The organism is Methanobacterium sp. BAmetb5, assembly GCF_003491305.1.
Taxonomy (GTDB): Archaea; Methanobacteriota; Methanobacteria; order Methanobacteriales; family Methanobacteriaceae; genus Methanobacterium.
In genome coordinates this window covers 1,235,001-1,247,500 of sequence record NZ_CP022706.1, presented here as the reverse complement: position 1 = coordinate 1,247,500, position 12,500 = coordinate 1,235,001, and the positions used below count along the sequence as shown (strand labels likewise).

The window sequence follows — 12,500 nt, the reverse complement described above, 5'->3', positions numbered from 1 at the left end:
CTCAAAACAGGTTAACAGTTTACTCAATGCCTATGGTTGGAAATTATCCGACTTTGAACGGGCTTCCAATCTGGGTGAGCTGGATGTGCAGTACATGGTAGTGCTGGAAGTACCCCGTGAAAATGCTCTGTTCCTGATGCAGAATAGTCCGAGCTTACAGTTGACTGTACCCACCCAGGATGCTCCGGAATGGATGATAACTGAGTTAAAACAGATATACGGAACTGGTTAGATGGATACAGGTGAAATATCAGTGGAATAAGCTATCAGGAGAACCTAAATTGGGGGAGGCTTAAATGAGCATTAACAAATTATTCATGGCGGTAATAGTTTTAATTCTATTTGCTGCCATTTCATCTTCATGGGCAGCAGAATGGTCCGACACTAAGGATCAACAGGCATGGGTTAAAGAACAAGACTCAGAGGTGCTTTTCACCTATCTAGAGTCTACTATAACGGTTACCATTAAAAATAACAATGATCATGTGGAGTACTTTAAGATAAGTCAGAAATACAATCAGACTTCTCCCTCCATTTACTGGAGAGTAGCCTGGACTAACCCCTCCGCCTTGAAGATGATCAAGTACATGTCCGATGTTGATGCTGATGATCTTGGTTGGAAAATACAACCGGGAGAAACTAAAACCGTCTCCTTTAAGGTAGTTGCCTACCCCTATCCTTCGGCACAGTTACCAGTTTATATCCGTCGGAGTGATTCTATTGATAATACTTTCTGGCCCCTTCTAAATGAACCTGGTCTAACTGCCACCTGGTTCCTTCCCAATGAAATCGAGTACCTGAATCCCAATCTGGATCTGGTATCCTGGAAAGGACACTTCTGTTTCTGGATAAAGAACCAGGATACAACACGTCCACAAGTATCAGGTATTGTGAGGGCCCCTATTGTACCTATTGATTCTAATCTCACCTACAGTAATCCTCAGGTGACCTACATAGATAAAGAATTACCGTGGGCTAATACAGCGGCCTGGGATGTGTTAATATCACCCGGTCAAAGTCAGCATTACTCTTACACTTATCAGTGGCCACAAACAGCTGCCGGTTCAAAAATAAGTGAAAAAACTTCATCAGCTGCTGTCCCGGCTACCGCTGCGGCCACTACCAACACGTCAGTACCCACATCAAAAACAGGTGTTCCCTTTGGTCTGTTTGTGGTTGGAGCCATAATCCTGGCTGCCGGAGTGGTATATGCCAAATTCTTCCAGTGAGTTTTAGAAACGGTTATATCCTAGTCTTCACATAACTATGCGACAGTGCACTCGGTTAACCTTTTATGGAAACCCCGGTTAACCTAAGTTTAAACATTTTCAGTGAAATTCCATGAAAATATCCACTTTTTTAATCATTGCCGGGATGATCATCATCTCTTTTTACGCCCTGGTGGAAGTCAATTATTATTCTGCTACCCAGACCATTAATCAGAAGCCAGGGGAGACTCCTTATGTCATAATACCTAAAATTGGTGTTGATCAGGCTATAAATAACAAATCAGTGGACTACGGAATCTACCATGAACCCCAATCTGCTAAACCCGGCAGTGGAACGGTGGTTTTATTTGGGCACCGCACCCTTCATGGTTCTCCCTTTCTTAAACTGGACCAGTTACAGGCTGGTGACAATATAACGCTGGAATGGCCGGGAATAGGTTATGTGGAGTATATAGTTGAGAACAGTACCATTGTACCGGCAGATTACCGGTTGTCTGTGGAGCAGGGTGATGTGTTGTTTTTGATCACCTGCTACCCCCTGGGATCAACCAAAGAGAGGTTGATGATCGAGGCTAAACAGGGGAAGATGTACCCTATCAAAACTTCCCGAGTAGCCAATCAACAGCAATATTATGCGATTGTAATAATACTTGCATTCATGGTTTGTGGAACGGTATTAAGTTACTTTTATCCGGTAAAGGAGGATAAAATTATAATATTCATAGCTACGGTGGCCTTGACTTTCTTCCTGACGTTGGGTTACTTCTTCCCTACTCCTGCCGGTGCAATAGAATCAAACATATCCCAGATCACTAACTTTCTAGGTTTGGGATTTTAACCGTAAAATAGAGCATACCAATGTTTTAATCTTTATTTAAGAAAATAAGTTCTTACTACTCTTACTTTTAAAGTTCCGATTAAAAATCAGGATGTTCAAATAATAGAAAATTAAATCCAATTATATAATCCATTATAATAGTACCAGGTGTTAGAATGAGTGATGAAAAATATTTCCAGAATATTACCACCCGGGAACGGGCTATATTTGAAGGGGCCATAACCATGGGTGCACTTTTCCACCAGTTCGTGGGGACACCAGTAGATCGGGACACGGCTTCCTCACTGGAAAAAGCCATGGAACAATCCCTAACATTACAGCCCTGTATCAACAGTGTGGAAGTAAAAATTGACCGTGAAACGTTAGAAAATGCTGGAAATGAATACCAGTACCTTTCTCTCACTGGAGATATGCTGGATGTGAAGGTTACCTCTGAATTTGAAGGGGTGAAAGTGGTGGTGCGCATGCACTACATTGAAGAGCTACAGTATCCTTTGATGTATGTGGAAGAAGTAGATTCCCAGTGACCATTGAATCCAATTAAAGTTTATAAAACGTATTTTAAGGTTTGTGGATAGCTCAGGTCTTTACCAATAGGGACCAGCATCAACAATTATTTAAAATATCACCGCTAATATTTTATAAAAAATGGTAGATTTCATGATAACCGTTAATGAGAATCTGTGCAAAGGCTGTAACATCTGCACCGAGTTCTGTCCCCGTAAAGTTTATGGGAAATCAGGGAAGCTCAATAAGAAGGGTGTGAATGTTCCAGTACCTGAAAATGAGGACAAGTGCACCCAGTGTCAGCTGTGTGCCATGATGTGTCCTGATCAGGCAATAAAAGTAGATGAAAAAGTGGATGATGCGGATGAAAACTGAGGATTATTTTATACAGGGTAACGAAGCCTGTGCCCGGGGCGGAATTAAAGCAGGATGTCGTTTTTTTGCTGGCTACCCCATAACTCCCTCCACCGAGATAGCGGAAGACATGGCATTGTTCCTGCCCCGTGAGGGAGGTACCTTCGTCCAGATGGAGGATGAAATATCCGCACTGGGCGCAGTTATCGGGGCGGTATGGTCCGGTAGAAAGGCCATGACTGCCACTTCTGGGCCAGGATTTTCTCTAATGCAGGAACATATAGGCTATGCTGTAATGACCGAAACTCCACTGGTTATAATAAACATGCAGCGAGGATCTCCATCCACGGGACAACCAACCATGGCCAGTCAGAGTGATATGATGCAGGCCCGTTGGGGATCCCACGGGGACTACGAAGTGATAGCTTTATGCCCCTCATCAGTACAGGAATGTTTTGATTTTACAGTGGAGGCCTTTAACCTGGCGGAAAAGTACCGGGTTCCAGTAATGGTCATGAGTGATGAGATAGTGGGCCATATGAGGGAAAAAATAAGCATACCGGAGAAGGTTAACATCACTACCCGGCAGATGCCCACCCAGGGCCCAGAGGACTTTTTACCCTACAATGCCGTGCCTGATGGGACCAGTCCCATGCCTGCTTTTGGTGATGGATATAAAATGCATATCACCGGACTCACCCATGATGAGAGGGGCTATCCTGATGCATCCAATCCACAAACCCACGCCCAACTGGTCAAACGTTTATGTGACAAGATCCTGCACCACACTGATGAAATTGCAAGGATACAAAGTGAAAATGTGGATGATGCTGAGGTAATTGTGCTTTCCTATGGTGCACCTTCTAGATCAGCCCTAAAAGCGGTTAGAATCGCTAGAAAAGAGGGTTTAAAAGCAGGATTTGTTAAACTGGATGTGGTGTGGCCCTTACCGGAAAAGATGATCAGGGAAGCAGTTGGAGAAGCCCAGCGGGTAATTGTTGTGGAAATGAACCTGGGACAGATATTCTATGAGATTCAAAGGATTCTTCCCCAAGATGTGGAGTTAGCTTCCAAGATCGGTGGTGAAATGCACCTTCCCGAGGAGATCCTGGAAGTAATAAAATCTGGATCAAGTTAGTGTATAATCGTTAAATAACGACAACTAAGATTATAGAGATGAATAAGCCAGATAAGTCAGAAATATCTTAACTATAATAATTAAATTAATTCAAGGGCAATTTAGAGTTAAAAATTATCAAATTTAATTATTTTCATCCCATGGAGATGGAAAAGATGGAAGAAAACAGGGAAAATCGTTTTATGAAATACTTAAGGAAGGACAGACTTCCCCATATATTCTGCGCAGGATGCGGAAATGGAATTATCATGAACACATTCTTCAATGGTATGGAAATGGCTGAGGTGGATTTTGAAGATGTGGTAATGGTGTCGGGAATAGGATGTTCCTCTCGAATACCAGGCTATGTTAAATGTGACTCTTTACACACCACACACGGACGCCCCATATCATTTGCTACCGGTGTTAAGCTGGCCAACCCTGAAAATGAAGTAGTGGTATTCACCGGGGACGGAGATGCAGCAGCCATTGGAGGTAACCACCTTATCCATGGAGCGCGCCGTAACATTAACCTCACTGTTATATGTATCAACAATAGCATCTACGGAATGACCGGAGGACAGATTAGTCCCACCAGTCCCCGGGGAAGTTATGGATCAACCGCACCCTACGGGGCGATCGAAAGACCATTTGACCTTTCCGAACTGGTTAAAGCAGCAGGTGCAACCTATGTGGCTCGATGGACCACAGCACAACCCGTGCAGTTATCCAATGCTATTAAAAAAGGACTTCAGAACAATGGATTTTCCTTCATAGAGGTAATTTCCCAGTGTCCCACTTACTTTGGCCGTAAAAACAAGATGCGCACTCCGGTGGAAATGATGAAGTGGATGAAAGAGGCTAGCATTGTAAAAAGAAGGGCAGACAAACTTTCTAATGAAGAACTCGAAGGAAAGATAGTTGTGGGAGAATTTCAAGCTAAAAATGAAGCAGAATATTCAGATAGGATCTGCCAACTACTGGAAGATAAATGCACAACTGGAAAGCCATCTGCAATCAGATCAGCATACCAGGGGGATTGAAGTTGCGTAAAGAAATCAGAATAGCGGGATTTGGTGGTCAGGGAGTTATACTGGCAGGAATCGTCATAGGTAAGGCCGCAGCATTGTATGATGGTATACACGCCGTGCAAACCCAATCTTATGGACCAGAAGCGCGAGGAGGTGCTTCAAGAACAGAACTAGTCATTAGTGATGAGGAAATTGATTATCCTAAGGTCCATAATCCTGATATATTTGTGGCCATGTCCCACGAAGCCCTGGTTGCCTACCTAGATGGATTGAAAGAGGGAGGAATCCTGATAATCGATCCAGATATGGTGAATGAGGATGAAATCAGTTCCTTTGTTAAAGAACACCATATTCAAGTTTACCATGCACCGGCTACCCGCACTGCCGATGAAAAGGTGGGGCTGCGCATCGTGGCTAACATCGTAATGATCGGAGCCATAACTGGTTTCACCAAAGTTATATCTGAAGAATCAGCCCGTAAAGCTATAGCAGCCAGTGTACCTCCTGGAACAGAGGACAAAAACCTCTCGGCATTTGAAGCAGGAATGGAACTTTCCCAGCAGGAAGTGTGAACATGAAAGTCCACGAATACCAGGCAAAAGAAATTTTCAAAGCAGGAGGGATACCAACACCCCCAAGTATAGTGGCCGAAACACCTGAAGAAGCTCAGGAAGCTGCTGGAACCATCAAAAAACCAGTAGCCATAAAATCCCAGGTATTGATTGGTGGAAGGGGCAAGGCTGGAGGTATTAAATTTGCGGATAATCCGGAAATGGCTTACCAGTTAACAGAAGAACTATTAGGGAGTACTATAAGGGGTGAAACTGTTCAAAAAGTGTTGGTTGAGGAAATGCTGGATATTCGGGATGAATTATACCTCAGCGTGGCTGTGGACCGGTCAGCCCGCAAACCACTTATAATGGCCAGTAAATCTGGTGGGGTGGATATTGAACAGGTAGCCAGCACCACCCCCGACAAAATATATAAGTATCACCAGGACCCTCTGGAGGAGTTCATGCCCTACCAGGCCCGGGAAATAGCCCGTAAAATGGGAGTGGATAACGAGCTCATATCTCCGGTGGGAGGTATCATCTGGAAACTTTACCAGATATTCCTGAAGTACGATGCCAATATAGCCGAGATCAACCCGCTAGTTCTCACCAGCCAGGGAGTTATTGCTGCTGATGCCAAACTGGATATCGATGATGATTCCCTTTACCGCCACCGGGATATGACCCAGTTTAAAGCAGAATCTGCTGATGAATTTGCCTACGTTAAACTGGACGGTGATATTGCGGTTATTGGTAATGGTGCCGGTCTCACCCTCACCGGGATGGACATGCTCAAACTTTATGGTGGAGAACCCGCCACTTTCCTGGATATAGGTGGAGGAGCATCACAGGAAAACATTGCCCGTGCACTGAACCTGGTTATATCCAACCCTCAAGTAAAAGTAGTGTTTTTAAATGTCTTAGGTGGAATAACCAGGGCGGATGATGTGGCCCATGGGGTTATCAGTGTGTTAAAAGAGTCTAAACGCGAAGTGCCCCTGGTCATACGGCTCACTGGTACCAATGAAGAAGAAGGGCAACGTTTACTCACCGAAGCTGGAGTAAGTTACGAAACATCCATGGAAGCTGCTGCCCAGAAAGCAGTCGAGCTATGCCATAGTCTGGAATAAACATAGTAACTGATTTTAGTGGATTAACTCCACTATTTTTCTCTACTATTAATTTTCCCCTTTTACCATCATTTATTAAAAACCGGTAACATTTATTTTTTAAAAATACCTTAGAAATTGTAGTAATAACTTATTTATAGAAAAAGTCAGGGCTTTTTTTACAGAAAAGAAAATTATAAAAAAATTTATTCAGGGAAATTCATCTAAGAGCTACTTTGCCACGGTTTTTATCTTAAACTAGATCTTACGGATACCAGGTGAGCCACCACCATAGCCGATAAGAAAATATAGGTTAACATGGCAGAACCGTTGAGAGTTCGGTTGAATAAGAAGAGTCCAATTATACTCTGGGCTATGAATGCAGTTAACGCCCCGATGAGAAGTGCTTCCCTTCCGAGGTATCTTCTACTTCCCACTCTTCTTTTGCTGCGGTATTTACGGAGTACGTAGAAACCACTGACCATAACAAATGCACACCAGCATAATAGTGCTAAAAGACCTCCGTATCCAAAGTCAAAGGCCACACCAAATATTCCGGGGAGCATGTAGTCGATGATGTCTTTTTTGGTAACTAAAACCCCGAAAAACAGGGGGAAAGGCAGGGTTAGGGTATTGATCAGGTTCATGGGTAGTGAAAGGTACCCATCAGAGCCACCTAAACAGCTTGATGCCCAGTAACAGGAACCCTGTACGTGTCCCCAGAGTTGGGTGTTGTTTATAACCATTTTCAGACTGGGAAGTGAGTATTCTTCTATCCGGCTAAGCCGTAGTAGGGGACTGAGAACAGATGCATTTAACACCTTTGATAATATTTCCAGAAGGGCAAAACCACCTACAGCTGCTCCTACAGCAGTTACAACCCTCTTTCGAGTGATTTTAACACTCCGGCGGAAACTCTTGGACATTATAAAGTATCCTATGAACCAGCCTAGGAACCATAGTATCAGGAATGACCGGTGCATCAGTCCTCCGGCGACCGCTATTACTCCGAAAAGTATCAGGGACAGTGCAGTGATGGAGGTGGATTTAATTTCAACCTCGCTCAACAGGCTGGCTGATGCTGAAAGGGTTACCCAGGCAAAAACTGCCAGTGGACCGAAGGGGTGGGTGAACTCCTGATGGGAAACAAAGGGTAGAAAGAGCATGGCAGAATCAATACTGAAAATTCCCGCCAGTAACATGGTTAAAATGAGGGATAAGAAAAGTACCATACTTAAAGTGAATGGAATGATGTTTATGAGCAGTAAAACACCCATGTGTATTATCACTGCTACTTCTATTATTAATTGCAAATGGTTCTGGGCAATTAGCATGATTATCACTATTTACGACAACAACTTATTATGACACAAATGTAATTCATTTTTTAAACCAAGTGGATAATTGTTAGGTTCTGTAGGGTGTATTCTATCCTAATTTTTAGCCGGAGATCCACTATCTTTTGATAATCTCATCTGGACAGTTCATTAAATACTTGGAATTGCTTAATCCTTAGCTTTTAATGTAGGATCTAATGAAATATAATGAAAGGTACCGGCCCAGTTGATCTTGGTTTTCATAGTTATACCTTACTTGGAAAGTGTTTTTTTATTATGGGATTATGGGAATAGTATATTTTTTACAGATTGATCATCAACAGCAGTCTGGAAACTCTTAATGGCATTATCTAAACTTATTATTTATAATTTTGCCTGTCCAGGGTATCCAGAGTATGTTAAATTTTACTGCGTTCCCAAGAGACTCATTAAGTAATCGTAAAAGCTCTGCAGATAATTCTTTATCTGATCCAGTATTCCCTGGGACTGGCTGGCCTGTTGTGTGGCAGCTTGAAGCTGATTTTTGAAATCAGTAAGGCTACCCTGAACTTTTTGCGAGTTGGCCAGGGCATTGGCTATGTCCTGGGCTTGCTGGTCGGTCAGATTTATATTCAGGCTGTTGGCCACATTGATAACTATGACCTTTATCTGTGCTGGATCCTGCAGGTTTTGTTTCTGCACTTCCTGTTTGGCCTTGTCAAAAAGTTCGGCTACTTTATCTGCACTTTGACCAGTTTGGTTGGCAATTTGAGTTTCGGTGTAAAGTTCTTCAGTGGCAGCTTTCTTTGCTTCTTCGGGTATGGCCGTACCAACTGCCACTTCGTAAGATTCCAAAACTCCGGTTAAGGCTGATTCACCGGTAGCACTGACTGGTGAAGTAACCACTACGTAACCGTTTTCAATACCAGTGGATTTTAAGGCATTGGCATACATTTTAGAGGTCACGGTGTTTATTTTGCTGGTGTCAACAATGATTCGGATGCCTTGACTATAGCTCAAGTCCACCAGTGCACAGGAAAAGATCTGATTAGAGTTATAAGTCCGACCGGTGATGTTTTTGGCAATTTGATTCACCTGTGAAGCAGTCACCACCTTGGTATTAAAATTATTCAAATTTTTATCGGTGTGTGAATCAAAATAACTATCCACCGTACTTTTGTAGGTGGGGTTTTTGTAAGTTGTCTCTCCGTAGGTGATTGCAAATCCCGAGGTACCTGCACTGTATATGGGACTTAAAAATATGGTTAATATTATTAAAGCCAACAACAACCTTTTCATACCAAGCACTCCTTTAGATCTTAGTTTTTAACAATTATCTCATCTTTCCATACTATCTATGTTCAACACCTAATTAAATCTATGGGAAAATTATGATTCAAAACTGTCATTAGGTTCCTGAAACTCCTTCCTTTGGGCAATAGAATGGAATAAATGGAATCATGACTGGGGTATCCCCATAGTTTTTCTTCAGGCCAGGAGCACCACTCTACTTTCAAGGGACTGGTCCACGATCTCCCGTCCACACAAACTGGCGATATTTTGGGCAAAACTTAAAATATCCCTGGATCGGGGCATATTTTCGAATTTTAACCGTTCACGTGAGCTGCCTACATACATGTAGGCTTTGATCTCCACAAAGTCCGGGTTGGTACTTTCAATGATCCGTGCGTATTCCTCGGGATGGGTCATGTTGTGACCAGCAACACAGGTCATCCGGATTACGGTGCGGCAGTTGAAACTGGATAAAAGTTCCAGTGAATGATTTAGCTTTTCCCAACCGTCAGGGATCTGGGGGTCGCATATTCTCTGGTAAACTTCGCTGTTGGGTGCATCCAGGGACAGGTAAAGTTGAGTGGGTTCCGGGTCCAGATTTCCCAGTTTTCTGGGGCTGAGACCATTACTGACCAGGAAAGTGGTAAAATCTCTCCGGGCATATTCTTCCAGAAGCTGGTTGATGGACGGGTATAATAATGGTTCACCGGCCAGGGATATAGCGGCGTTGGTGGGGTCCTGGGCTTCCACTACTTTTTCCTGGTTGGCGTTAGGGTTGCCAAAAAATCCCACCAATAGCTTACGTTGGGCCTCGATACATTCATCTATTATTTGCCCGGGATCATCGTAGTCTTCGGCCCAGGAGGTACTGGTCACATCCACATCTCTCCAGCAGAAAAGACATTTATGGTGGCAAAATGGCATACTGGGTGACATCTGAAGACAACGATGGCTATTAATCCCGTAAAATTTTTCTTTATAACAAACACCGTCATCCATGATGCTTTTTTTGGTCCAATGACATACTTTAGCTGCGGAATGCTTGTGGGAACCAACAAAGCGATATCCTTTCTTTTCCAGTGTCTTAATATTTTGATCTGATAATGGCATTAAAATTTTCACCTGGTATTTATATCGAATTTTAATGGATGGTAATCTTACTTATATATTATTTTATTCTAATCTTTGAGAATAACTCGCCTTATATCTAACTTATAAATATAAATTGCAGTAGGGCTTCCTCTATGGAATTTACAATTTTTGGTCATTGAATTACTTTTTACTTAGATCATCTGATATGCCTTAGATTGTGCTTGTTTTTTAGTTATGGGTATTCTTTGAGGGAGTTATAATGTAAGAAAGGCCACTTGTTGGGCGGAAAGACGTTTCCGGTTTATTAAACATTCCATTCTAATGGGTAAAAATTATTAAAATAAAAGAATCAGACTTTAATTGCCAAAAAATGCCTTAAAATTGCTTAAATTTGGTTAAGGTTCATATTATCTCTATTTTATTAAAACTCATGATTTGATGGTCTTTAATCATTTAAACTTTGTTTAATTCCGTTTTATCTATTATACTGGGCTTAATTAACTTTCATTTAATGGAATTGCATAGGCTTTTTTTAGGGAAATGGGCTTTAAATAAAGGTGATTTATTAAAAATACTAAAGGAAGCAGCCGGTCCGTGATCATTAATTAAAATAACCTCAGAACGGCTCTTAAATCCTAAAAAAAGCCCTCTATAGTCCTTTTTGGGAGAATTATTTCGAAACCTTTATAAGACACCTTGTTTCCATCATAGTGTAGTCCAAGAAAGTCCCATAAAACTAAATTTATGAGGCACGGAGGCGGTATAATTAAGCGAGTGAAGCGAAACTCTACCTACGCAATTTTATGTATGTTGTGTATGGTTATTGCAGCAGTCCCTATTTCTGGAGCTGTTGATGACCAGGACAACAGTGCGATGGGTGAGAATCCTACCAGTGGTTTACAGGTTGGAGTCACCAATTCTGATGTTCAAGAGACTCAGAACGTGCTTCAAAACAAAAAGCCATTTGGTGAGAGTACAACTAAAATATTAGGAAATAATACTACTGATGGTTCATTGAGACTAGGAACAACCGGTGATGATGTCAAGAAACTACAACAATGGTTAACTGATTACGGTTATTATTCTGGAGATGTTGATGGTGTTTTCGGTAATGATACTGAAACTGCAGTTCGCATGTTCCAGGAAGAAGCTGGTTTGATTGTTGACGGTGTTGTGGGTAAAGACACTAAAAAGGCCATGGAAAGCTGGGATAAATACTTAGCAGAAGTCCAGGCTGCCGGTGAGAAGAGTACTGATTCATACAGTTCTAGCAAATCAACTACAACAACTAAGAAATCTTACGCTACAGCAGTTCGAAGCTACACCCGAACTTACAACACCCGTTACAACAGTCGATGGAGTGGAAGTGGGGATTGCTGGGATATCAGTAATGCAGCGTACAGTCGATTAACAGCATCTGGTCAAAGAGCACGAATAATCCAGTATGCAAACAGTTATGTTGGTAACCACCGTTCAGTGCAAACCTGGAATGGTAACACTTGGGTTGACTACTACGATGTGCCTCAAAGAGGTGTACCTACCTCTCGTAAAGGTTCTCAAACAGTAGTTACCGGCGGATAATGTTGTTCTACCAACCACTACAAAATCAATTCAACAGTTAACACGCCAAAAAAACTGTTGAAACCCTTACTACTTTTATTTTATTTAATTTATATCCAGTGATTTTTTTCAAAATTTTCTTATATATTTTTTACAGACTCAAAATTATATTACGAATACTTATTAAGTGGAATTTTTTTTCGGATCTCCCGTTGAATCCTCTAGTTATGTGGAGTAAATTTTTGGGTTAATAATAACCTAATTCAGCGGAGCCCCCTAAACCACAATATTTTTATGTCTTTCACCTAAAAAGAAGTACAGTGTACTGCACATTTTTAGGAGGCTTATTATGAAAATAACACAAACCCCTCTGGTAATTTTAAATTTTAAAACCTACATTGAGTCTACTGGAGAAAAAGCACTGCAACTGGCTCGGGCTTTGGAAGAAGTATCTGAGGAAACAGGAATAAGTATGGTTGCAGCACCTCAGGGAGCTGATCTCT

Annotated in this window: 14 protein-coding genes (2 of these 14 cut by a window edge); 11 read left to right on the top strand and 3 right to left on the bottom strand. The window is 42.0% G+C overall.

Going from position 1 to position 12,500, the window contains the following annotated elements:
- The 9 genes from CIT02_RS06060 to sucC form a co-directional block, all read left to right on the top strand.
- Window positions 1-232 carry the final stretch of a DUF515 domain-containing protein gene (locus CIT02_RS06060; protein ID WP_292610601.1) on the top strand. The gene continues 1,145 nt to the left of window position 1, outside the view, so only the last 232 of its 1,377 coding nucleotides appear in the window; its start codon lies beyond the left edge, outside the window; it ends in the stop codon at window positions 230-232.
- Between the two features lie 64 nt (window positions 233-296).
- Window positions 297-1,229: a hypothetical protein gene (locus CIT02_RS06055; protein ID WP_292610599.1), complete on the top strand. Its 933-nt coding sequence runs from the start codon at window positions 297-299 to the stop codon at window positions 1,227-1,229.
- A 112-nt stretch (window positions 1,230-1,341) separates the two neighbouring features.
- Window positions 1,342-2,067, top strand: a complete 726-nt coding sequence (locus tag CIT02_RS06050; RefSeq protein ID WP_292610596.1) for a class E sortase — start codon at window positions 1,342-1,344, stop codon at window positions 2,065-2,067.
- A gap of 155 nt (window positions 2,068-2,222) precedes the next feature.
- Window positions 2,223-2,594, top strand: coding sequence for a dihydroneopterin aldolase family protein (locus tag CIT02_RS06045; RefSeq protein WP_292610594.1), 372 nt, complete (start codon window positions 2,223-2,225; stop codon window positions 2,592-2,594).
- Between the two features lie 133 nt (window positions 2,595-2,727).
- Window positions 2,728-2,949 (top strand): ferredoxin family protein, encoded by a 222-nt coding sequence (locus CIT02_RS06040; RefSeq protein ID WP_048073061.1) that lies wholly within the window; start codon window positions 2,728-2,730, stop codon window positions 2,947-2,949.
- The gene (locus tag CIT02_RS06035; protein ID WP_292610589.1) at window positions 2,939-4,066 is read left to right on the top strand and encodes a 2-oxoacid:acceptor oxidoreductase subunit alpha; all 1,128 of its coding nucleotides are present in this window, start codon (window positions 2,939-2,941) and stop codon (window positions 4,064-4,066) included. The genes CIT02_RS06040 and CIT02_RS06035 overlap by 11 nt, the downstream gene beginning before the upstream one ends.
- 155 nt (window positions 4,067-4,221) lie before the next feature.
- Window positions 4,222-5,088, top strand: coding sequence for a 2-oxoacid:ferredoxin oxidoreductase subunit beta (locus CIT02_RS06030; protein WP_394340412.1), 867 nt, complete (start codon window positions 4,222-4,224; stop codon window positions 5,086-5,088).
- Between the two features lie 2 nt (window positions 5,089-5,090).
- The gene (locus CIT02_RS06025; RefSeq protein WP_048073064.1) at window positions 5,091-5,648 is read left to right on the top strand and encodes a 2-oxoacid:ferredoxin oxidoreductase subunit gamma; all 558 of its coding nucleotides are present in this window, start codon (window positions 5,091-5,093) and stop codon (window positions 5,646-5,648) included.
- A gap of 2 nt (window positions 5,649-5,650) precedes the next feature.
- Complete coding sequence (gene sucC / locus CIT02_RS06020) at window positions 5,651-6,757, top strand: ADP-forming succinate--CoA ligase subunit beta (RefSeq protein WP_292610583.1); 1,107 nt, start codon at window positions 5,651-5,653, stop codon at window positions 6,755-6,757.
- Between the two features lie 227 nt (window positions 6,758-6,984).
- Here sucC and CIT02_RS06015 read toward each other — a convergent pair whose 3' ends face one another.
- From CIT02_RS06015 to twy1, 3 genes are all read right to left on the bottom strand, one after another.
- On the bottom strand, window positions 6,985-8,070 hold the full coding sequence (locus CIT02_RS06015) for a hypothetical protein (RefSeq protein WP_292610581.1): 1,086 nt from the start codon (window positions 8,068-8,070) through the stop codon (window positions 6,985-6,987).
- A gap of 408 nt (window positions 8,071-8,478) precedes the next feature.
- The gene (locus CIT02_RS06010) at window positions 8,479-9,351 is read right to left on the bottom strand and encodes a DUF1002 domain-containing protein (protein WP_292610579.1); all 873 of its coding nucleotides are present in this window, start codon (window positions 9,349-9,351) and stop codon (window positions 8,479-8,481) included.
- A 189-nt stretch (window positions 9,352-9,540) separates the two neighbouring features.
- Complete coding sequence (twy1, locus tag CIT02_RS06005) at window positions 9,541-10,455, bottom strand: 4-demethylwyosine synthase TYW1 (protein ID WP_292610578.1); 915 nt, start codon at window positions 10,453-10,455, stop codon at window positions 9,541-9,543.
- A gap of 756 nt (window positions 10,456-11,211) precedes the next feature.
- Between twy1 and CIT02_RS06000 the strand changes: the two genes are divergently transcribed.
- Window positions 11,212-12,018 (top strand): peptidoglycan-binding protein, encoded by an 807-nt coding sequence (locus tag CIT02_RS06000; RefSeq protein WP_292610576.1) that lies wholly within the window; start codon window positions 11,212-11,214, stop codon window positions 12,016-12,018.
- A 328-nt stretch (window positions 12,019-12,346) separates the two neighbouring features.
- On the top strand, window positions 12,347-12,500 hold the 5' end (the start) of the coding sequence (gene tpiA, locus CIT02_RS05995) for a triose-phosphate isomerase (protein ID WP_292610573.1). 524 nt of this gene lie beyond the right edge of the window; only the first 154 of its 678 coding nucleotides appear in the window; the start codon lies at window positions 12,347-12,349; its stop codon lies beyond the right edge, outside the window.